The sequence below is a fragment of the Streptomyces sp. NPDC096136 genome (genome assembly GCF_044763325.1).
In the GTDB taxonomy this organism is placed as follows: domain Bacteria; phylum Actinomycetota; class Actinomycetes; order Streptomycetales; family Streptomycetaceae; genus Streptomyces.
Genome location: NZ_JBIWFZ010000001.1, coordinates 498,101 through 518,048, shown reverse-complemented (window position 1 = coordinate 518,048; position 19,948 = coordinate 498,101). Strand labels below are relative to the sequence as shown.

Genomic DNA, 19,948 nt, shown 5'->3' with positions numbered 1-19,948 from the left:
AGCATCTGCGGCCCCGAGCGGGGCGTGCTCGCCGTGGTCCGGTGCGCTGTGCGCATGTCGGCCTCCCCGGCCGCTCGGTGCGTCGGTTCCCATCCTGGTGCGCCCCGCGTCCCGGTCGCATGAGGCGGGGGTCCCGGCCCGGCCGGGACCTGCGGGCCCGTTGCCCGGCCGTCACCCCGGCGGCGGTCCGACGGCCAGCCGCAGCGGCGGGCGGGCCGGGGCGGGGGGCAGCTGCAGCGGGCGGTGGCCCGGGGTGAGGGAGCCCAGCACCCGGGGCCCGCGGGCGCCGGTGCACGCGGGGGCGTTGCCGGGCAGGCCGTGCAGGGTGAGGAAGCCCAGCACGGCGAAGGCGTACGCCTCCTTGGCCGCGGCGGGCAGGCCGAGCGCCTCGGAGCCCAGCAGGGCGGTGCCCGGGGGCAGTTCCTCGCGGAGCATCCGCATCAGGACCGGGTTGCGGGTGCCGCCGCCGGAGGCGATGACCTCGGTGGCGCGCAGCGGGCGCAGGGCGTCGGCGACGGTGCGGGCGGTGAGCCGGGTGAGGGTGGCGAGGAGGTCGCTCGGCGCGAGGGGGCCGAGGCCGTCGAGGGCGGCGCGCAGGTGGCCGGGGTGGAAGAGCTCCTTGCCGGTGCTCTTGGGGGCGGGCAGCCGGTAGTACGGCTCGGCCAGCAGGCGCCGCAGGAGCGGTTCGTGGACCCGGCCGGCGGCGGCGAGGGCGCCGTCCTCGTCGTATCCGAGGCGTCCGGCGGTGAGTTCGCGCACGGCGGCGTCGAGCAGGGCGTTGCCGGGGCCGGTGTCGAAGGCCACGGGCGGGGCGGCCGGGGGCAGGGCGGTGACGTTGGCGATCCCGCCGATGTTCAGCGCGGCGGGGGCGCCGGGGCGGCCGCGCAGGAGCATCAGGTCGACCAGCCCGACCAGGGGGGCGCCCTGGCCGCCGGCCGCGATGTCGCGGGGGCGGAAGTCGGAGACGACGGGGCGGCCGGTGGCCTCGGCGATCCACGCGGGGCGGCCCAGCTGGAGGGTGCCGTGGATCCGGCCGCCGTCGCTCCAGTGGTAGACGGTCTGGCCGTGGGAGGCGATCAGCTCGGCGCGGCCCCCGCACAGCTCGCGGTCGGCGCGGGCGGCGAGCTCCGCGAAGGCCCGGCCGATGAGGGTGTCGAGGCGGCACACGTCGGCCAGGGCGGTGGGCGCGGGCGGCAGGGCCGCCGCCAGCCCGGCCCGCAGGGTGTCCTCGTAGGGGGCGCTGACCATGCCGAGCGGGTCCAGGCGCAGGGTCTCGCCGCCGTCCTCCAGGGTGAGCCGGGCCGCCGCCGCGTCGACGGCGTCGTACGAGGTGCCCGACATCAGGCCGACGACCTTCACCGCAGGGCCCCCCGGTGGCCGTCGCGCAGGCCGGCCAGGGCGAGGGCGCTGAGGGCGCAGGTGCCGGCGGCGTAGTAGGCGGGGACGTCGCCGTCGCCCGTGGCGGCGGTCAGGGCGGTGACGACGAGGCCGGCGCAGCCGGAGAACACCGCGTTGGCGAGGGCGTACGCGACGCCGAGGCCGGTGCAGCGGACGCGCGCGGGGAACATCTCGGCGAGCATGGCGGGCCCCGGCCCGGCCAGCAGCCCGACGGCGGCGCCCGCGCCGACGACGGCGGCCGCCTTGGCGGGGGCGGGGGCGGCGGGGTCCCGGAGGAGGTGCAGGAGCGGCAGGGCGAGGAGGGTGACGGCGAGGGCCCCGGCGAGCATGACGGGGCGGCGGCCGACCCGGTCGCTGAGGATCCCGGCGGGCAGGATCGAGGCGGCGAAGCCGAGGTTGGCCAGGGCGGTGGCGGCGAGGGCCTCCCGGAGGGAGGCGCCGGGGGTGGCCTGGAGGGTGGAGGGCAGGACGACGAGGAAGGTGTACCCGGCGGCGGACCAGCCCATGACCCTCCCGACCCCGAGCACGACCACCCACCCGACCGCCACCGCGACCCCGGAGCCGGGGGCCGGGTCGGGACCGGGGGGCACGGCGGTGGCCGGGGTGGCGGCGGGGGCGGGGTCCGGTTCGTCGGGCCGGCCTTCGGGTGGGCCGGATCCCGAGGCGACGGCACGGCCCCGCAGGGGGGCGGTGGCTGCTGCGTCGGCGCCCGCCGCCACGGGTACGGGGCCGGAGGGTGCCGCCAGGGGTGTGCCGTGCCCCCGGCCCCCGCGCAGGTCCCCGGTGTCCGGGGGCGGGGTGTCCGGGAGGTCGCGGCGCAGGTGGAGGGCGGTCAGGCCCAGGGGGAGGGCCAGGAGGAAGGGGATGCGCCAACCCCAGGCCATGAGGGCCCGCGGCGGCAGCAGCGCGGCCAGGAGCGCGGCGGTGCCGGCACCCGCGAGGAGGCCGAGGGCGACGGTGAAGGACTGCCAGGCCCCGTACCGGCCGCGCCGGCCCGGCGGCGCCTGCTCGGTCATCAGGGCCACCGCTCCGCCGAACTCCCCTCCGGCGCTGAGCCCTTGCAGGGCGCGCAGCGCGGTGAGCAGCCAGGGCGCGGCGGCCCCGGCTGCGGCCCGGGTGGGGAGCAGGCCGATCAGGGTGGTGGCGAGGGTCATCAGGCCCACGACCAGCACCAGGGTGGGGCGGCGGCCGATGCGGTCGCCGAGGCGGCCGAAGAGCAGGGCCCCGGCCGGGCGCAGGAAGAAGGCCACCGCGAAGGAGGCGTACACGGCGAGCAGCGGGCCGGTGCCCGCCGGCCCCGTCCCGGGGTCGGGGGTGAAGAAGTGGGCGGCGAGGACCGTCGCGAAGCAGCCGTAGACCCCGAACTCGTACCACTCGACGAAGTTCCCGGCCGCGCCCGCGAGCAGCACCCGGTGCGCCGGCGGGGGCGCGGGGCGCGGCCCGAGGGGGGTCACGTCGTCGGGTCGAGGCGGGAGGCGGCGGTGTCGGTGCGGGGGGCGGGGCGGGCGGCGGCGGGGGTCAGTGCGCTGCCGGCCAGCCAGGTGCGCCAGTCCACGTTCCAGTCGCCGAAGCCGTTGTCGAAGGGGGACATCCGGTCGCCGCCGCTGTTGACCACCTCGACGATGTCGCCCTCGCGGACGGTCTCGTAGAACCAGGCGGCGTCCTCGGTGGACATGCCGGTGCAGCCGTGGCTGACGTTCTCCGCGCCCTGCGCCTCGACGGACCAGGGCGCGGCGTGGACGTACTCGCCGCTCCAGGTGACCCGGGTCGCGTAGAGGACGGGCAGGTCGTAGAACTCCTTGGTGCCCTTCTGGATGCCGACGGTGTCCCCGCGCATGCGGACCTTGGCCTCCTTGCCGAGGACGACCTTGATGCCGCTGCGGGTCAGGAAGCCCGCCTTGCCGGTGGTGACCGGGATGGTGCGGATGACCCGGCCGTTGCGGCGTACGGTCATCTCGTGGGCGGCGGAGTCGGTGACGGCCTCGATCCGGTCGGCGACGGTGAACTCCAGGGGCTCGGAGGGCCCTCCGTAGCCGTGCTCGCCCAGTTCGACCCCGTCGAGGCCGCTGCGGACGCGGACCACGGTGTGGGCGGGCCAGTAGGTGCGGGGCCGGAAGTGCAGGGTGGTGGCGTCGACCCAGTGCCAGGCGCCCTCGACCTGGGGTTCGGAGGTGACCTGGAGGGCCTGTTCCACACGGGCGCGGGCCTCGGGGGCGTCGGCGGGCACCGGGTGGCTGAGTTCGGCGGTGACGATCTCGCCCGCGCCGTAGGTGCCGGGGCGGGGGCCGAACTCGGCGGTGAGGCGGCTCCCTTCGGCGGCGGGCCGGGCGGTGCGGAAGGCGAGGGTCACGCCGACCGGGGTGCCGTCGCCGTCCTGGGCCCCGACCTGGAGGGTGTAGGCCTCCCCCGCGCGCAGCGGTTCGGTGTTGTGCCAGCGGCCGCTGCCCGGGGCGACCTCCCCGGCCAGCCGGCGCCCGTGCCCGTCGCGGACGGTCACGTCGGTGAGGCGGCCCGCCTCGGCGTGGGCGAGGGCGACCTCCAGCGGCCCGCCGGCGGCGGTCGGGAGCGTGGCGGTGGTGCCGAGGGCCGGGTTCCACAGGAGGGACGCGGCCCCGTGGGCGGTGGCCCGCACCCGCTGCTCCCGCCAGGCGCCGCACGGCCCGCTCGCGAAGGCGGGGGCGGCGCACCAGCGGGCGGCGGGCGCCCGGCCGCGGTTCAGGGCCCGTGCGTCCAGGCTCCGTCCCACGAGCAGGGTGACCGCCGCGTCCCGTGCCGCGGGCGCGTCCGCGCCCTGCGGGGTGCCGGCCCCCGCGGTCCGGCCCGGGGCGGCGGCGACGGCCAGCAGGGCCCCCGTCACCGCGGCCGCCGTGCTCCACGCCTTCGTCCGCGACACAGCCACGCGGCCCTCCCGGTTGTCGTACGTCCGCAGGGCAGCATCAAAAGCGACAGGAAGCCGAACCGATGATCGTAAACCCGGTCCTGCGGCCGAACGGGCACCGCAAGTGAACCCGGACGGAGCAGGGGACGGCCGGGCGGAACGGCCCGCTCCCCCGTCCCGTAGGCTCGGCGGATGGCGAAGTACTTCGACGTGCACCCCGAGAACCCTCAGCGGCGCACCATCAGCGGCGTGGCCGACAGCATCCGCTCCGGCGCGCTCATCGCATATCCCACGGACTCCTGTTTCGCTCTGGGGTGCCAGCTGGGCAACCGGGAGGGCCTGGCGCGGATCCGGCAGATCCGCGAGCTCGGCGACCGGCACCACTTCACGCTCGTGTGCCAGAACTTCGCGCAGCTGGGGCAGTTCGTCCACGTGGACAACGACGTGTTCCGCGCGATCAAGGCGTCGACGCCGGGCCCGTACACGTTCATCCTGAAGGCCACGTCGGAGGTGCCGCGCCAGCTGCTGCACCCGAAGAAGAAGACGGTCGGCGTGCGGATCCCCGACCACGTGGTCACCCAGGCGCTGTTGGAGGAGCTGGGCGAGCCGCTGCTCTCCAGCACCCTGCTGCTGCCCGGCGAGGACGAGCCGATGACCCAGGGCTGGGAGATCAAGGAGCGGCTCGACCACGTGGTGGACGCCGTCGTCGACTCCGGGGACTGCGGGACCCGGCCGACCACCGTCATCGACTTCTCGACCGGCGAGGCCGAGATCGTCCGCCGGGGTGCCGGCGACACCGACCGCTTCGAGTAGTCCCGGGCGGTACGGCCGCCGGGCCCGGCCGGCGTCCCCGGCGGCCCGTCAGGTGATCCCGTACCGGCGGACCGTCTCCTCCTGCTGCGCGATGCGGTGCATGGCCCGGAGGATCGGTTCGAGGAGGATGGTGGCGGCCACGGCCGCCTCCACCCGCTCCGCCTCCGAGGGGTAGGTCTCCACGAAGTCGAGGTCGTGGACGGCGACCTGGTGCATCATCCGGGCGTAGGGGGTCATCATCTCCGCGTTCCACGGGTAGCCCAGCCTGATCAGCGAGGCGACCGCCTCCACCAGCGAGGTGTGGTCCGGGTTGAGGGGGGCGAGCTCGCGGGCGCTCTCCCAGCCCACCTCCTCCAGCAGCCGGTCGACCTCCCGGCGCGCCGTCGCCCGGGCCGCGTCGTCCTCCTCGGCGTCCGGCGCGGCCGGGTGCGGCAGCGCCCACAGGGCGGCGCCCAGGCGGATCGACCGGCCCAGCGCGTCGTCGTCCACGTGTCCCAGCACCTCCCGGGCCGTGGCCACCGACAGCCCGCCGACCTGGAGCAGGGTGCGGACGAGGCGCAGTCGGCGCAGATGGGCCTCGTCGTAGTCGGCGGTGGTGGCGCTGACCCGCCGCCCCGGCGCCAACAGGCCTTCGCGCAGGTAGTACTTGATGGTCGCGGTGGAGACGCCACTGCGCTCGCTCAACTCTGACAGCCGCATCCCTTGCGCCTTTCCTCGGATAGCGCCACTATCCCATTGCGCCCTGTTGGACAGTGGCGCTATCCAACCGCATACATCCGGAGGCCTCGTGTTCGCCAAACCGGTTCCGGGCCGCACCACGGCAGCCCTCGAGGGTGACGCCGTGGTGCTGCTGATCGGGATGCGCATCAACCACTTCTGGGCCGTGCACTCCTGGCTGCCCGTGTTCACGGGCATGCCGCGGATGCTGCGCGAGCTGAAGAAGGACCGGGCCCGGGGGCTCCTCAACCACGTCCTGCTGACGGCCTCGCCGCGCACCTACTACGTGGTCCAGTACTGGGAGTCCAAGGAGAAGCTCTACGCCTACGCGGCGGCGCCCGACGCCCTGCACCACCGGATGTGGGCCGCGGTCAACCGCAGGGAGCGGGCCGGCCGGATGCGGCGGCACGTGGGGCTCTGGCACGAGACCTACGTCGCACCCCAGGGCTCCTACGAGGCCGTCTACTTCGACATGCCGCCCTACGGGCTGGCGGCGGCCACGGGGGTGCTGCCGCTGGAGAAGCGCGGGCGCCGCGGCGCCGACCGCTTCGCGTACCGCCCGGCGGCACCGGACGCACCGAAGCGATAGGGAGAACGATGTTCCAGCACGACAGCACCCGGCGCACCGCCGCCCGGCGGGCCGGCCTCGTGGCGGCGCTCGGCCTGGGCCTCGCGCTCACGGCGGCCTGCGGCGGCGGGGACGGCCCGTCCGGGTCCTCCTCGTCCTCGAAGGGCCGCAGCGGGTCCTGGCAGGTCGGCGACTGCGGCGGCCCCGACCCGAAGCAGGCCCCGGACGGCTACCGGCCGCTCGGCTGCGACGAGGCGGGCGCCACCTTCAAGGCCCTGGAGATCGCCCCGGCCGGGATCCTCCCCGGTTCGGTCCGGTGCCCGGCCGGGACGGACCTGATGATCCGCGTGTCCGTGTCGTACGGGTCCTCCGCCAAGGACGGGTCCAAGGGCGGCGGGATCCCCACCCACACGGTGTGCGGGCGCAACCTCTCCGGCGACCACCCCGGGGACGCGGGGGCCGGCGGCGGGCAGCTGGTCAAGGGCGACTGCGTCTCCTCCTCCGCCCAGGAGGTGGCCTGCGCGTCCGCCGGGCGCGACGCCTTCACGGTGCTCGACCTGGTCGAGGAGAAGGGGCAGTGCCCGGCGGGCACCACCGAGCCCATGGAGCTGACCCTGTCGATCGGGCGCCCGTACGACGTGATCTGCACCGCGCCCGTCTAGGCCGCCGCACGGCCGGGGCAAAGAGGGGGCAAAGCCGGAAGGCGGGGCGGGCCGGGGCGGCCCACGATGGAGGCATGAGCGCTGGACGGTACGAGCTGACGTTCCCCGGCGGCGCCGGGACGGACGGGGACACCGTGGTCGTGGACCGCACGGAGTCGACCGGGCCCGGCGGGCATCCGGTCTACTCCGATGCCACGGGCATCGTCCGCGCGGAGATCAGCGACCGCGGCGAGGTGCGCATGCTGGCCTCGGGCGGCCACCAGGCCCCCTCCCAGCCCGTGACGGCGCGCCCGGTGCCGGCATCCTGACCGGCCCTCCGGGCTGGGCCGACGGTGCGAAACCGGGCCGCCCCCGCTCGCGCCTGGAGCCGCCGTACCCGCACCGCGCCGGATACTCGCCTGGGTCGCCCCGTACGCGACCCGCACGGCGACCCGGAGGAGCACGCGATGGACAGGGCAGGACCGCCGCGCCGCTCGGCCCTGCTGGCCGGCGGCCTGGCGCTGGCCGCGGGCACGCTCTCCGCCTGCACGGCCACGACCGGCGGGCCCGGCCGTACCCGGGCCCGGCCCGAGCCCGCCGCGCCGAACCCGCAGACGGACACCCCGGCCGAGGCCTACGCGCGGCTGATGGCGGGCAACCGGCGGTGGGTGGACGGCGCGCTCCGCCACCCCGACCGCGACCCCACGCGCCGTGAGCTGGTCGCCCAGAGCCAGACGCCGTACGGGGTGGTCCTGGCCTGCATCGACTCCCGGGTGCCGCCCGAGCTGGTCTTCGACACCGGGCTCGGGGACCTGTACGTCCTGCGCACGGGCGGCCAGGCGGTCGGCCCGGTCGTCACCGGCTCCGTCGAGTACGGGCCGATGACCTCCGCCACCCCGCTGGTCATGGTGCTCGGGCACCAGCGCTGCGGGGCCGTCCAGGCCGCCTACGAGGCGGCGCGCGACGGGAAGCGGCTGCCCGGCAACCTGGAGGCGATCGCGCGGGCCCTGCGGCCGGCGTACGAGCAGACGGTCCGGCAGGGCGGACCTGACCCGGTGGACCGGATGATCCGCAACCAGATCACCCTGACCGCGGACGACCTGCGCGCCAACAGGGACCTCGCCCCCCTCGTGGCGAAGGGCGCCCTCGCGGTGGTCGGCGGCTACTACTCCCTCGACACGGGCCGGGTGGAGGTCCTCACGGGCGCCCCGACCGCCGCGACACCGGGCCGCACGGGCACCCCGGGTACGACCGCCACCCCCAGCCGGACGGGCGGGCCGGGCCGGACGAGCGGCCCGGAGCCCGCCGGGACCGCCGTCCCGGGAGGCACCCTCCTTCCGACCGGCCTCCCGTCCTGAGCCCGCCGCCGGAACGCGCACGAGCCCCCCGCCCGGCCGCGGGAACGCGGCCCGGCAGGGGGCTCGGGGCACCGGCCGGCGGCGGTCAGGCCGCCGGCGCCGGCTCGGCCGGGACGCTCTCGGCCGGCTGCGGGGCCGGGTAGACCGCCTCCCGCGGCAGCCTGGGCTCCAGGCGCAGGACACCCAGGGCCGAGACGGTCGCACCCACCGCCAGGACCAGCCACATCGCCGTCGGCGACAGCGTGAGCAGGGCCGTCAGGACGGCCGGGGCCAGCGCGCTGGGCACCGCCCAGGAGAGCTGGTAGACGGCGAGGTGCCGGCCCCGCGTCTCCTCCGGAGCGGCCTGCGCGCACAGGGCCGAGGCCGTGGCGCCGTGCATCAGCTCGCCCGCCGTGAACAGGACCGTCGCGGCGAAGATGCCCACCATGATGACGGACTTGTCCCCCACCGCGGCGAGGGTGGCGAAGACCACGAACGAGGCCGCGAACACCGCCGCGCCCAGGGCCACCGCACGGGAGCGGCGGAAGGCGACGAGCGCCCGGGTGACGGGGATCTGCAGCAGGGCGATCCCGACCGTGTTGACGGCGTACAGGACGCCCACCAGCGAGGTGGACGCGCCCAGGTCCTGGGTGACGTACGCCGGGATGCCGACGGCGAGCACCGTGTAGCCGAAGGCGGTCGGCACGTTGAGCAGGGTCAGGGCCAGGAACGGCCGGTTGCGCGCCACGAGCCGGTAGCCGCCCTTGCGCGAGACCCGGGGAGCCCCCTCGCCGGGCGCCGTCCGCGGGATCGGGATGGACCCGAAGCAGACGGCGGCCAGCACGTATCCGGCGGCCGTGCAGAACACGATCACGTAGTAGAACGCGTCGCTCCCGAGCGCGAGGACACCGCCCGCGATCAGACCGCCCACGCCCAGGCCGGCGTTGCGCAGGCTGCGCTGCGCTGCGAGCAGCTTGTCCCGCTCGGTGCCCTTGACGAACTCCGCGATGAACGACTGGATCGCCGGCGGGAACGAGGTGTCGCCCAGCGCCACCAGCAGGATCACGAAGAACATCGTGTAGCCGTTGTCCACCAGCGGGTACGTGCAGAAGCCCGCGGCCCTCAGCAGGTACCCGCCGGTGACGACGGCCTTGGCGCCGAACCGGTCGATGAGGACGCCCGCCGCCGGGTTGCTGATCAGACCGATCACCGCGGCGGCCGTCATCAGGGTGCCCACCTGGGTGAGCGGCAGCCCCGTCACGTGGTGGAAGTACAGCAGCGACAGCGGCAGGTACATGCCGGCGCCGGTGGCGTCGACCACCATGCCCAGCATGTACCGCGTCTTCGCCGACAGGCGGGCCCCCGTCATGACGCGTCCCCGATCACGCTGTGTTCGCGCACCCACTCGCCGAGCTCGCGCAGCCGGCGCTCGCACTCCGTGCGGTCGGGCGCGGTGCCCACGGCCGCGGCGAGGAAGTCGGAGGAGCCGGAGGCCGGGGCGATGACCTGGCCCACCTCGGCGTAGAGCCAGAACCCGTCGAGCCAGGGCTCGTCGGGGACGGCCGGGAGCTCGCGCACGAGCCCGGGCCGCTTCATCATGAGGAGCTGGCCCGCCATGTGACGCGGCCTCGGCAGCCCGGCCGGGTCGTCGCCCCGGCGGACGGCGTCGTGGAGCGGGTGGCCGGCGTCGGCGCGCACCGCGTACTCGCCGAGGTGCACCCCGAACAGGCTGTGGAAGACCTCGCGGATCTTCGCACCGCCGGGGCGGCAGGCGATCTCGCACAGCACCAGCCGGTCGTCGGGGGTGAGGAAGACCTCCATGTGGAAGGCGTGGTCGCGCAGCCGGGAGCCCTCGGGGGCCAGGGCGGCGAGGACCCGCTCGGCGAGGTCGAGCAGGCGCGGGGTGACCGGGTCGTCCTCGTCGAGGGTGAGGTCGATGCGCGGGCCCGGGTCGGAGGCGAAGGAGGACAGGTCGTACTGGTACTGGGAGGGCCAGGCCATGGCCAGCCGGCCGTCGCGCACCACGCCGTCGACGTGGCACATGCGGCCGGGGACGAAGGCCTCCAGCAGGACGTCGTCGCGCTCGCCGGCGGCGTACGCCTCCGTCAGGCTCTCCTCGAAGGAGGCCTCGTCGCGCAGGATGCGCAGGCCGATCGCGTTGAAGCCGCTGCGCTCCTTGAAGACCAGGGGGAAGCCCTCGGCCTCGGCGAAGGCCCGGGCCTCGTCGGCGGTGCGGGGCTGGACCCAGGCGGCGACCTCGATGCCCGAGGCCTGGGCGCGGGTCTTCATCAGGGCCTTGTCGCGGAAGGGCTTGACGTCGTCCTGCCAGGGGCCGCGCAGCCCGAAGCGCTGGCGCAGCCGGGCGGCGAGGTCCATGTCGCCCTCGTGCAGAACGGTCACGCCGGTGATCGCGTGCTCCTCCATGAGTTCGAGGGCGCGGGCCTCGAACTCCGGGGAGTCGAAGTCGTCGTGGACTTCCAGGCGGGTGTAGCCGAGGTTGCCGTCGGGGACCTTCTCGCCGGCGAGTTCGATCTTCTCGCGGTTGGCGAGGACCACGATGTCGCCGGTGTGGTCCGGCAGCCAGGAGCGGTACGGGAACGGCTCCAGCGGGTTGCGGTGGATGATCAGCAGGTTCTCGCGCGGGGCGATCTCGGAGGGCTGCGCGAGGACGGTGGCGCCGTCGGGGTGGGCGAGGGTGATGCGGATGTGCTCGCGGATCACCTCGGCCCCGCGGCGGATCGCCGCCGTGGTGTCCTCGGCGGAGACGGCGATCAGGCCGAGCCGGTCCCAGTTGTCGGTGAGCACGCGCACGCCGTCGCCGGGCTTGGCGCCCACGGTGACGGAGATGACGCCCTCGGCGGCGCGGGCCCCGTCGAGGCCGGCGACCGACTCGACGGTGGTGCCCGGGGTGCCGACCAGGGCGCGCACGGCGGCGCCGCCGTGCGCCTGCGGCCGGTCGGGCAGCTCCTCGACCAGGCCGAACGGCTGGCCGACGGCGAGGGTGACGAGGTCGACGCCGAAGGCGCTGCGCACCAGTTCGGGGATGGAGTCCCCGCCGATCCGGTTGTGGCCCTCGATCACGCGCGGGCCCTTGGCCGTGAGGCGGACCTCGGTGTGGCAGACGCCGTCGCGCATGCCCATCACGTCGAGGAAGCCGCGTATGCCCTCGCGTATCGCCGCGTCGTCGGCCTCGGAGAGGCGGGCCGGGACCGCGTGGCCCAGTTCGGCGAAGTGGCCGTCCGAGGTGAACTTCTCGGTGATGGTGACGATCACGTGGCGGCCGGCGAAGCTGAAGGACTCGACGCTGAACTCGGGGCCGTCCAGGAACTCCTCCATGAGGAAGTCCTTGAGGACGAAGAGGGAGGAGACCCGGTCGGTGCGGGTGCCCGACAGCCGGGTGACCTCGTCCCAGACCCGGTCGGCGTCCTCGGGTCCCTGCACCCGCATGACGCCGATGCTGGCGGTGGCGTCGACGGGCTTGACGATGAAGGGGAAGCCGTAGGAGGCGCCGAAGGCGTCCAGGTCCTCACGGGTCTTCAGGGAGCGGGCCCCGACCGCGTGCTCCGGGTCGTGCTCGGCGACGTAGCGGCGCATGGCGGCCTTGTCCCGGATCCGGGCGGTGACCTCGTAGCCGGTGCCCCCGAGCCCGTACAGGTCGTTGATCCGGCCCGCGTTCTCGAGCCCCGGCTCGGTGAGGGAGACGACCGCGGCGAAGCCGGGGCTCTCGTGCCAGGCACGCACCAGGGGCTCGACGAGGGACCACTCGGTGAAGTCGACGACCTCGACGGCGGCGGCGAGCCGGTTCTGCACCTCGCTCACCTTCGTCGGGTGCTGGAGGAGCAGCACGTTCAGCCCCAGGTCGTGGGCCTTCTGCACGGTCTCGTCGGTTCCACCGACGAGCAGCAGGGTGCGCTCGGGGTTCATTCGCTCTCTTCTCCCCCTGCGGCGGCAGGGAATTTCAGGCTCGTACTCGGGCAGGCGTGGGGGTGGGGAAGGAGTGGGGGCGGGCCCGGGTGCGCCGTGCTGCGGCCCGGGCCGCCGTTCAGGGCCGGTCAGCGGACGCCGCCTCCGGCCACCAGCTGAGGTAGCGCTCGCCGCTGTCGGGGAACACGGTCGCCACGACCGTGTCCGACAGGTCGTGCCGGCGGGCGAGTTCGCGGCAGCCGTGGGCGGCCGCGCCCGCGGAGATCCCGACCAGGAGCCCGGTGCGGGCGGCGATGGCGCGCGTGGCGGCGGCGGCGTCCTCGTCCTCGACGGCGATCACCTCGTCGATGAGGTGGACGTCGGTGACGGGGCTGATGAAGCCGCCGTTGAGGCCGGGGACGCGGTGGGGGCCGGGCTCGCCGCCGGAGAGGAGTGCGGAGCCCGCGGGCTCGACCGCGACCACCTTGAGGTCGGGGTTGCGCTCGCGCAGGTAGCGGGCGATGCCGGTGATGGTGCCGCCGGTCCCGATCCCGCAGACCAGGTAGTCGACGCGGCCTCCGGAGTCCCGCCAGATCTCGGGGCCGGTCGTCGTGTAGTGGGCGCGGACGTTGTCGGGGTTCTCGTGCTGGCGCGCGTACCAGGAGCCGGGCATCTCGGCGTGCAGCTGTTCGGCGCGCTCGCAGCAGGCGCGGAAGCCGAGGGTGTGGTCGGTGAACTCGACCTCGGCACCCAGCATGCGCAGCGTCAGCACGCGCTCGCGGGAGGCGTTGGAGGGGAGGACGATCAGGCACCGGTAGCCCCGGGAGGCGGCGAGCGCGGCCAGGGCGATGCCGGTGTTGCCGGAGGTCGACTCGATGACGGTGGCGCCGGGTACGAGCGCGCCGGACTCCTCCGCGGCCCGCAGCATGAAGAGGGCGGCCCGGTCCTTGATGCTGGACAGCGGGTTGGCGGACTCCAGTTTGGCGAGGACCCGGGCGGTGGCGGGCAGGCCGTCGAGCTGGAGTTCGAGCAACGGCGTCTCGCCGACGAGATCCTCGAACGATGCCGCGATGCGGCCGGCGGTGAGCGCGTTGTTCACGTGGCTCCCCCTTTGGTGCTGGACGTGCGGTCGGTCTCCGAAAGGTAGCCAGCTGCGGTGGTGCGCGATTGGTGCCCGGCTCGGGGGGAACTCGAGCCTCGCTCGCGCACCGCGCCGCGGCCGTGACCGGCGCCCCGCCCGGGCCGGCCCGCGCGGGGCGGGGGCCGGCCCGGGCGGACGGTCAGCCGCGCAGGCCCGCGAGCTTGTCCGGGTTGACCTGGACGCGGAGGTTGCGGAGCAGGCCGTTCTCCAGGTCGAAGGTGACGGCGGCGATCGGGGTGTCGCCGACCCGTGTGAGCAGGCCGAGCTCGCCGTTGATCAGGGCCGGGGTGATCACGGCACCGGCGTTGCCGGGCTTGGACAGGACGCCGAACAGCCAGCGGGCCACGTGGTCGGGGCCGTGCAGCGGGCGGCGGGCGGCGGTCACCTTGCCACCGCCGTCGGACCAGGCGGTGACGTCGGGGGCGAGCATCTCCAGGACGGCGTTGATGTCGCCCCCGGCGCAGGCGGCCAGGAAGCGGTCGGTGACGCGCTCGCGCTCCGCGCTGTCGGTGTCGAAGCGCGGCCGGCGGGCCGCGACGTGCTTGCGCGCGCGGGAGGAGATCTGCCGGACCGCCGGCTCCTCGCGGTCGAGGAAGCCGGCGATCTCCGCGTGCGAGAAGCCGAAGACCTCCCGCAGCACGAACACGGCGCGCTCCAGGGGCGACAGGGTCTCCAGGACGACCAGCACCGCCATGGAGACGCTGTCGGCGAGCTCCCGGTCCTGCGCCACGTCGGGCGAGGTGAGCAGGGGCTCCGGAAGCCAGGGGCCGACGTACTCCTCGCGGGTGGCCCGGGCGGAGGTGAGCCGGTTCAGGGACAGGTTGGTGACCGTGCGGACGAGGTACGCCCTGGGGTGGCGCACCTCCGAGCGGTCGGCCTTGTTCCAGGTCAGCCAGGCGTCCTGGACGATGTCCTCGGCGTCGCTGACGGTGCCCAGCATGCGGTAGGCGGTGGCGAACAGGAGCCTTCGGTGTGCGTCGAAGGGGTCCGTCTCGGGTTCGTTCGTGATCACCGGTCGATTCTGCACGGGGCACCGGACCCGCACGCCCCCGGGGGCCGCCGGGGCGTGGGGAGTTGGGGCGCGCCGGCGGTTGCCCGGAACACCCGTGTGACGGGTTCGTTCACGCGGGGTGCGTCCGCAGTGCGACGACGGCCGTCCGGCCTGCGGTGCGGACCCGGCAGGGGGCCGCCGGGCCCTCCAGCAAGGCGGCGTCGTACGGGCCGAGTTCGACGGTCCCGCCGCAGTGGTCGAGGCGGGCCGGTCCCTCCAGGGCGACGACCAGGAGGACGGTCTCCGGCGGGACGGCGAGGGCGAGTCCGCCCCGGACGACGGCGCTGTGCGCCTCGACCCGGCCGCGCCGGTACATGACGTTGAAGTTCACGACGGGACCGTCCAGCAGCCGGCACCCGGTCGGCTCGTCGCCGGGGAAGTCGCAGGGCGCGTAGCGCTCGTCGACGCGGCGCAGGACGCCGGAGACCGTGAGGTCCATGCCGGCGCCCTCGGCGAGCGTGAGGATGCGGTCGACGCCGGGGAACTCCGAGAAGGGCCCGTCGGATGCCACTTCGGCGAGGCTGACCCGCCAGCCGAAGTCCTCCGTCCCGGCCCCGTCGGGCGCGGCCGCGACCTCGCGGGTGACCCCGCCGCCGTTCTTCCAGGGCACCGCCGTGCGGTCGGCGGCGCGCAGGATCCTGACGGCGGCGGGGCCGGGCATGCGGGTTTTCCTTCCCTCGGGTCCGTACCGCCCGGCGGGGCGGTACGGACCCCGGGCGGTGGGGCCGAGCCTAACCCGGGGCGGCTAGGCGACGGTGAAGTCGTCGCCGCGGACGGGGCCCTGGCCGTACCAGCCGTGCAGGTAGACGGTGACGGTCCCGGAGGCGCCGGTGGTGAAGGGCACCGTCAGCCTGGTCCAGCCGGTGGCGCTGGTCCAGGTGCTCGCGTTCGCGCCGCCCCGGACTCCGAGGTAGGCGTAGCCGCCCTGGACCCAGCCGCTGAGGGTGTAGGCGGTGTTGGGGGCGAGGGTGAGGGTCTGGGCGCATTCGCCGGTGTGGGCGGAGTCCGGGTTGCCCTGGACGGCGTACGTGCCCGAGCGGACCGGTGCCGTGACGACCGAGCCGCCGTTCTCGCAGGCCCAGGGGGCGAGGGAGCCGGTCTCGAAGCCGCCGTTGACCAGGGCGCCGCTGCCGCCGCCGGGGCCGGAGACCGTGAGGGTGAAGCCGGCGGCGTGGCTCGCCCTGCCGGCGGCGGTGACGGTGAGCGGGTAGGTGCCGGGCGCGGCGGTGGCCGAGGCGGCGACGGTGAGCCGGGCGGTGGCGCCGGCGGTGACCGCGTCGGGGGTGAGGGTGGCCGTGACGCCGGCCGGGGCGCCGGAGACCGTCAGCGCGAGGGGTTGCGCCGCGCCGGAGGTGACCTGGGTGGACACGGTGGCGGTGGTGGTCCCGCCGGGGGTGACGGAGGCGGAGCCGGGGGCCACGGAGACCGAGAAGTCGTCGGCGACGGGTCCGCCGCCGCCGGTGAACGGGGCGAAGGCGTGGGTGAAGTACCAGGTGTCCTGGGCGATGCCGGAGCAGGTGTCGGAGCCTGCGGTGCCGGGGCAGCCGCCGTTGTCGCGCTGGAGGGCCCAGAAGGAGAGGGTGTTGATGCCCTTGGAGACCGCCCAGTCGTAGACGGCGGTGGCGTCGGCCGTGGTGAAGGTCTCGGCGGGGCCGTAGTCGTCGATGCCCGGCATCTCGGTGACGCCGATCGTGCCCCACAGCTGCGCGGGGGTCCGGTCCGGGTAGAGGGCGGCCAGCTGGTCGTAGAGGCCGGAGGCGGCGGTGCGGGTGTCGGCGGCCATGTCGTGGGCGGCGCCGTCGTAGTAGTCGAAGGTCATCAGGTTGACCACGTCGACCCGGGCCCCGGCGGCCTTGGCGCTCTTGAGGACGGCCAGTCCGCTGCTCGCGAGGCCGCTCGTGGTGGTGGGGAGGGTGTAGGAGATCTGGAGGGGGCGGCCGGCCGCGGCGGCCCAGTCCTGGAGCTTCTTGATGGCCTGGTTGCGGCGGTCGACACCGGCCTTGTCGGTGAGGGACTTGTCCTCGATGTCCATGTCGAGGCGGCTGACGTCGTAGGTCGTGACCAGCTTCTGGTAGGCGGCGGCGATCGAGTCGACGCTGGTGCAGCTGTCGGCGATCTCGGTGCCCCCGCTGTCGGCCGCGTAGCCGCCGAAGGAGGGGATCACGTCGCCGCCGCGGGCCCGGATGGCGGCGAAGTCGGCGCCGAACACGGAGTCGGCGACGGGCTGCTGGGTGGAGCCGTTCCAGTACGGGGTGCAGGAGCCCTTGGCCTCGGTCTGGACGAAGGCCATCGTCAGGTACTTCGCGCCGGACTTCTGCGCGAGGTCGGCGGGGCTGTCGGAGGAGTAGGCCTCGAAGTAGGGGGCGAAGACGTGCGCGGGCAGTGGGGTGGCCGCGCGGGGGCCGGCCGCCTGGGCGGGCCCCGCGCCGGCGGCGGCGAGCAGCGCGGCGGAGGTGGCGAGGGTGGCGCAGGCCGCCGCCAAGCGGCGGAGGGCGTGCGGACGCAGTCTCAACGAAGGCTCCCGGTGGGGCGCGAGCGAACGGGCGGACGCCTCATGATTGGTCTGGACCAGCCTCGGGTCAAGGGGTCCGACCGGTCCGCGCTCCGCCGGGAGCCCGGACGCTCAGCGCAGGATGCCCGCCTGCCGGGCGGCGCGGATCCAGGAGGGGAACTCCGACAGCAGCCGGTCGTACAGGTCGGGGTCCGAGATCCGGTCGATGTCGTCGACGGCGAAGAAGCCGACGTTGTCGACCCGGCGCCCGGGCATGGTGTCGAAGCGCTCCAGCACGCCGAAGCCGGCCCGGCCGAGACCGACGAACTGCCAGAACACCGGCTCCTCCACGGCCTCCCGCAGCTCCCGTTCGATCTCGGCGTTGCGGTAGACCCCGCCGTCGGAGAAGAAGAGCACCAGGGTGGGCGCGGGCACGGGGTGGGCCCGTACGAAGGCGCGCACCTCGGCGATGACCTTCTGCTCCTCGTTCTGGAAGCCGACGTGCCGCATGTCGACCTGGCCGGGGAGCAGCCCCTTGGGCGCCCTCTTGCGGCCGAAGACGGCCATCTGGCCGACGCGCACGTGCAGGCGCAGCCACTCCGGGAGGTCGCCGATGGCGAGGTCGGGAAGGCGGGCGGGGTTGGTGGCGAACGTCCAGGCCTGCATCTCGCCGTCGTCGTCCAGCTGGGCGGCGACGGCGGCCATCCGCTCGACCACGCCGGCGACCGTGCCGCGGGAGTAGAGGGTGCTCATCGAGCCGGAGGCGTCGAGGACGAGGACGACGCGGGCGGTGACGTCGGCGGCACCGGCCTTGCGGAGGCTGACGGCCACCTGCTCCTTGCGCAGGGAGAGGCGGCCGCGCATCTCCGGGGGCAGCCACTCCTCGCCCTTGACCAGGCGTACGGCGCTCTCGGCGGGAGCGGGAGCGGGGACCGCGGCGGGCACGGGGGCGGGGGCCGGCGCGTGACCGGCGGCGGGGGCCGGGGGCGGCACGGGTGCGGGCGCCGGGGTGGGAGCGGGGGCGGGGGCGGGGGCCGGCGGGGCGTCGTCCACGGTGATGCCGTAGTCCGTCGCCAGTCCCGCGAGCCCGCTCGCGTACCCCTGGCCGACGGCCCGGAACTTCCAGACGCCGGCCCGCCGGTAGAGCTCCCCGCCCACCAGGGCGGTCTCCGGCCCGGCCTCGATCGCGAAGTGGGCCACCTCCGCCCCCGACCCCCCGTCGAGCAGCCTCAGGTGGAGCCCGGGGACCTGCCCGAAGGTGCCGCCGTCGGCGGAGGCGCAGAGCAGGACGCGCGCGACGTCCGGCTCCAGGGCGGCCAGGTCCACGTCGAGCGTGTCGGCTCCGGGCCGCTTGCCCACGTGGCGTACGGCGCCGGAGGCGTGCCGCGGCTGGTTGTAGAAGACGAAGTCCCCGTCGGAGCGGACCCGTCCGCTGCCGGCCAGCAGCAGCGCGGACGCGTCCACGTCGGGCACGCCCGGCCCGCTGGACCAGCCGAGCACGGCTCTGACGGAGGATGCCGCGACCGGCAGATTGGCGCCTTTGCTCATAGTCGTCACGTCGGACAGTCTGCCCGGTGGACCCCGGCGCGGGCAGCCGAACCCCTGGGACGGCCCGGACCGCCAGGGCCCGGGCCGCCGCCGCGCGGCTCAGCCGCGGAACTCCTCCGTGCGGGCGGGCGAGGCCTCGGCCAGGGCGCGGGTGACCTCCTCGGCGCCCGCGCGCAGCCCGTAGACGGGGGTGCCGGGCTGCTGGCGCCAGGACTCGTCGATGCCGCCCGCGTCGACGGTGTCGAAGCCGAGCTCGTCGATCAGGGCGCGGACGGCCTTCTTCGCCGCCTCGTCGTCGCCGGCGACGGGCAGGGCCATGCGGTCCGGGTCTCCGGCCGGGCGGGGCCGTTCGAGGATGTCGATCGCGTACGTGCCGTTGAAGGCCTTGACGACCGGGTGGCCCAGCCGGCGTTCGGTCCAGCGGCTCTCGGTGAGGCCCTCGTCCTCGACGGCGGCGATCCGGCCGTCGCGCTGGCGCGGGTAGTAGTTGTTGGTGTCGATGACGGTGAACCCCTCGGCGGCCCCCTCGAAGAGCCCGGCGGGCAGGTCGGGGAGGTTCTTGAAGGGGACGGTGACCACGACGATCTCGGCGCCGCGGGCCGCCTCGGCGACCGTGACGGGGGTGGCTCCGGTCTCCTCGGCCAGGTCGGCCAGGGTGTGGGGGCCGCGGGAGTTGGCGACGCGGACCTCGTGTCCGAGGGCGGTGAGCCGGCGGGTGAGGTTGCCGCCGATGTTGCCGGCGCCGATGATGCCGATCTTCATGAGCTCTCCAGTGCGTACGGAGTCGGATATCGCGTCCGTCGCAACCCCGGCCCGGGCCGCCGCATTCCGCCGCCGCGCGGACGCGGGGGCACAGATCGCCCGTACGAGCGAAATCTCGCCATTTCCCGGACAAGGAGAACCCGTTGGCGGCGGCTCCCCGTCTTCCCGGGCAGCCGGGGACCGTACCGGCAGCACGTGATCACGGGGAAAGGTACCGACCGATGCTCCAGCTCCCGACCCATCGCGCCACGTCCGTCGCCCTCGCCGCCACCGCGGGCGCGGCCGCCCTCTCCTTCGCCCTCCTCGCCGGCACGTCGGCCACGGCAGCCGCGCCGCCGTCCGTCTCCGGCAGCCCGGAAGGGGCGTTCACCCGGATCGCCGACTTCTACGGCGCCTACATCGACGCGGTCTACGACGGCGACGGCCGCACCGCGGACCAGCTGCGCTCCGCCTACCTCTCCGAGCCGCTCCAGCGGGAGCTGAGGCAGTGGGAGGAGGCCAACCACGCCGACGGGGTGCTGCGCGCGCAGAACGTTCCGCTCCGGTGGAAGGTGACCTCGGTCGACAGCGGGATGGGCAAGACCAACGCCGCGGTGGCCCTGACCTGGAGCGGCACCACCACGACCACGGTCCACGTGCAGGCCGACCTGCGGACCCGGAAGATCACCTCGATCGGGGACTGACCCCGGACGCACCGGTG

The 19,948-nt window shown here is 75.2% G+C and carries 18 protein-coding genes; 6 read left to right on the top strand and 12 right to left on the bottom strand.

The window, feature by feature from the left end:
* Positions 1–171: 171 nt before the first annotated feature.
* From ACIRBY_RS02280 to ACIRBY_RS02270, 3 genes are read right to left on the bottom strand one after another with little or no spacing between them, the layout of a single operon-like run.
* Positions 172–1,359 (bottom strand): anhydro-N-acetylmuramic acid kinase, encoded by a 1,188-nt coding sequence (locus ACIRBY_RS02280; protein ID WP_403894779.1) that lies wholly within the window; start codon positions 1,357–1,359, stop codon positions 172–174.
* Positions 1,356–2,852 carry an MFS transporter gene (locus ACIRBY_RS02275; RefSeq protein ID WP_403894776.1) on the bottom strand — a complete coding sequence of 499 codons (1,497 nt, stop codon included), beginning with the start codon at positions 2,850–2,852 and terminating at the stop codon, positions 1,356–1,358. Before ACIRBY_RS02275 ends, ACIRBY_RS02280 begins: the two co-directional genes overlap by 4 nt.
* A complete protein-coding gene (locus ACIRBY_RS02270) occupies positions 2,849–4,297 on the bottom strand; it encodes an Ig-like domain-containing protein (protein ID WP_403894773.1) in 1,449 nt (482 codons plus the stop codon). Before ACIRBY_RS02270 ends, ACIRBY_RS02275 begins: the two co-directional genes overlap by 4 nt.
* A 171-nt stretch (positions 4,298–4,468) precedes the next feature.
* Between ACIRBY_RS02270 and ACIRBY_RS02265 the strand changes: the two genes are divergently transcribed.
* The gene (locus ACIRBY_RS02265; protein WP_403894770.1) at positions 4,469–5,089 is read left to right on the top strand and encodes an L-threonylcarbamoyladenylate synthase; all 621 of its coding nucleotides are present in this window, start codon (positions 4,469–4,471) and stop codon (positions 5,087–5,089) included.
* A 48-nt stretch (positions 5,090–5,137) separates the two neighbouring features.
* Here the strand turns inward: ACIRBY_RS02265 and ACIRBY_RS02260 are convergent, their stop codons facing one another.
* Positions 5,138–5,788: a MerR family transcriptional regulator gene (locus tag ACIRBY_RS02260; RefSeq protein ID WP_403894767.1), complete on the bottom strand. Its 651-nt coding sequence runs from the start codon at positions 5,786–5,788 to the stop codon at positions 5,138–5,140.
* Positions 5,789–5,876: 88 nt separating this feature from the next.
* On the opposite strand from ACIRBY_RS02260, the gene ACIRBY_RS02255 reads away from it, so the two are divergent.
* From ACIRBY_RS02255 to ACIRBY_RS02240, 4 genes are all read left to right on the top strand, one after another.
* Entirely contained in the window at positions 5,877–6,395 is a 519-nt protein-coding gene (locus ACIRBY_RS02255) for a DUF4188 domain-containing protein (RefSeq protein WP_403894764.1), read from the top strand.
* Positions 6,396–6,403: 8 nt separating this feature from the next.
* Positions 6,404–7,036, top strand: a complete 633-nt coding sequence (locus tag ACIRBY_RS02250) for a hypothetical protein (RefSeq protein WP_403894761.1) — start codon at positions 6,404–6,406, stop codon at positions 7,034–7,036.
* A 74-nt stretch (positions 7,037–7,110) separates the two neighbouring features.
* Entirely contained in the window at positions 7,111–7,344 is a 234-nt protein-coding gene (locus ACIRBY_RS02245; protein ID WP_403894758.1) for a DUF6296 family protein, read from the top strand.
* Positions 7,345–7,482: 138 nt separating this feature from the next.
* On the top strand, positions 7,483–8,373 hold the full coding sequence (locus ACIRBY_RS02240) for a carbonic anhydrase (protein WP_403894755.1): 891 nt from the start codon (positions 7,483–7,485) through the stop codon (positions 8,371–8,373).
* Between the two features lie 85 nt (positions 8,374–8,458).
* Here ACIRBY_RS02240 and ACIRBY_RS02235 read toward each other — a convergent pair whose 3' ends face one another.
* From ACIRBY_RS02235 to ACIRBY_RS02200, 8 genes are all read right to left on the bottom strand, one after another.
* The gene (locus tag ACIRBY_RS02235) at positions 8,459–9,721 is read right to left on the bottom strand and encodes an MFS transporter (protein ID WP_403894752.1); all 1,263 of its coding nucleotides are present in this window, start codon (positions 9,719–9,721) and stop codon (positions 8,459–8,461) included.
* A complete protein-coding gene (locus tag ACIRBY_RS02230) occupies positions 9,718–12,276 on the bottom strand; it encodes an ATP-grasp domain-containing protein (protein ID WP_403894749.1) in 2,559 nt (852 codons plus the stop codon). Before ACIRBY_RS02230 ends, ACIRBY_RS02235 begins: the two co-directional genes overlap by 4 nt.
* 118 nt (positions 12,277–12,394) lie before the next feature.
* Positions 12,395–13,354 carry a PLP-dependent cysteine synthase family protein gene (locus ACIRBY_RS02225; protein ID WP_403894746.1) on the bottom strand — a complete coding sequence of 320 codons (960 nt, stop codon included), beginning with the start codon at positions 13,352–13,354 and terminating at the stop codon, positions 12,395–12,397.
* A gap of 181 nt (positions 13,355–13,535) precedes the next feature.
* Positions 13,536–14,336: an RNA polymerase sigma-70 factor gene (locus ACIRBY_RS02220; RefSeq protein ID WP_403895254.1), complete on the bottom strand. Its 801-nt coding sequence runs from the start codon at positions 14,334–14,336 to the stop codon at positions 13,536–13,538.
* A gap of 181 nt (positions 14,337–14,517) precedes the next feature.
* Complete coding sequence (locus ACIRBY_RS02215) at positions 14,518–15,108, bottom strand: HutD family protein (protein WP_403894743.1); 591 nt, start codon at positions 15,106–15,108, stop codon at positions 14,518–14,520.
* Between the two features lie 84 nt (positions 15,109–15,192).
* On the bottom strand, positions 15,193–16,953 hold the full coding sequence (locus ACIRBY_RS02210; RefSeq protein ID WP_403895251.1) for a glycosyl hydrolase family 18 protein: 1,761 nt from the start codon (positions 16,951–16,953) through the stop codon (positions 15,193–15,195).
* A 117-nt stretch (positions 16,954–17,070) separates the two neighbouring features.
* Positions 17,071–18,486: a VWA domain-containing protein gene (locus tag ACIRBY_RS02205; RefSeq protein WP_403895248.1), complete on the bottom strand. Its 1,416-nt coding sequence runs from the start codon at positions 18,484–18,486 to the stop codon at positions 17,071–17,073.
* A gap of 99 nt (positions 18,487–18,585) precedes the next feature.
* Positions 18,586–19,248 carry an NADPH-dependent F420 reductase gene (locus ACIRBY_RS02200; RefSeq protein ID WP_403894740.1) on the bottom strand — a complete coding sequence of 221 codons (663 nt, stop codon included), beginning with the start codon at positions 19,246–19,248 and terminating at the stop codon, positions 18,586–18,588.
* Positions 19,249–19,469: 221 nt separating this feature from the next.
* Here ACIRBY_RS02200 and ACIRBY_RS02195 point away from each other — a divergent pair, with 221 nt between their 5' ends.
* Positions 19,470–19,931, top strand: coding sequence for a hypothetical protein (locus tag ACIRBY_RS02195; protein WP_403894737.1), 462 nt, complete (start codon positions 19,470–19,472; stop codon positions 19,929–19,931).
* The last annotated feature ends 17 nt before the right edge of the window (positions 19,932–19,948 follow it).

What these genes read in the sequence shown, in the direction of transcription:
- ACIRBY_RS02240 (WP_403894755.1), top strand. Translation starts at nt 7,483, where the DNA reads ATGGACAGGGCAGGACCGCCGCGCCGCTCGGCCCTGCTGGCCGGCGGC.
- ACIRBY_RS02260 (WP_403894767.1), bottom strand. Translation starts at nt 5,788, where the DNA reads ATGCGGCTGTCAGAGTTGAGCGAGCGCAGTGGCGTCTCCACCGCGACC.
- ACIRBY_RS02220 (WP_403895254.1), bottom strand. Translation starts at nt 14,336, where the DNA reads ATGCTGGGCACCGTCAGCGACGCCGAGGACATCGTCCAGGACGCCTGG.
- ACIRBY_RS02230 (WP_403894749.1), bottom strand. Translation starts at nt 12,276, where the DNA reads ATGAACCCCGAGCGCACCCTGCTGCTCGTCGGTGGAACCGACGAGACC.
- ACIRBY_RS02250 (WP_403894761.1), top strand. Translation starts at nt 6,404, where the DNA reads ATGTTCCAGCACGACAGCACCCGGCGCACCGCCGCCCGGCGGGCCGGC.
- ACIRBY_RS02265 (WP_403894770.1), top strand. Translation starts at nt 4,469, where the DNA reads ATGGCGAAGTACTTCGACGTGCACCCCGAGAACCCTCAGCGGCGCACC.
- ACIRBY_RS02245 (WP_403894758.1), top strand. Translation starts at nt 7,111, where the DNA reads ATGAGCGCTGGACGGTACGAGCTGACGTTCCCCGGCGGCGCCGGGACG.
- ACIRBY_RS02205 (WP_403895248.1), bottom strand. Translation starts at nt 18,486, where the DNA reads ATGAGCAAAGGCGCCAATCTGCCGGTCGCGGCATCCTCCGTCAGAGCC.
- ACIRBY_RS02195 (WP_403894737.1), top strand. Translation starts at nt 19,470, where the DNA reads ATGCTCCAGCTCCCGACCCATCGCGCCACGTCCGTCGCCCTCGCCGCC.
- ACIRBY_RS02200 (WP_403894740.1), bottom strand. Translation starts at nt 19,248, where the DNA reads ATGAAGATCGGCATCATCGGCGCCGGCAACATCGGCGGCAACCTCACC.
- ACIRBY_RS02215 (WP_403894743.1), bottom strand. Translation starts at nt 15,108, where the DNA reads ATGCCCGGCCCCGCCGCCGTCAGGATCCTGCGCGCCGCCGACCGCACG.
- ACIRBY_RS02235 (WP_403894752.1), bottom strand. Translation starts at nt 9,721, where the DNA reads ATGACGGGGGCCCGCCTGTCGGCGAAGACGCGGTACATGCTGGGCATG.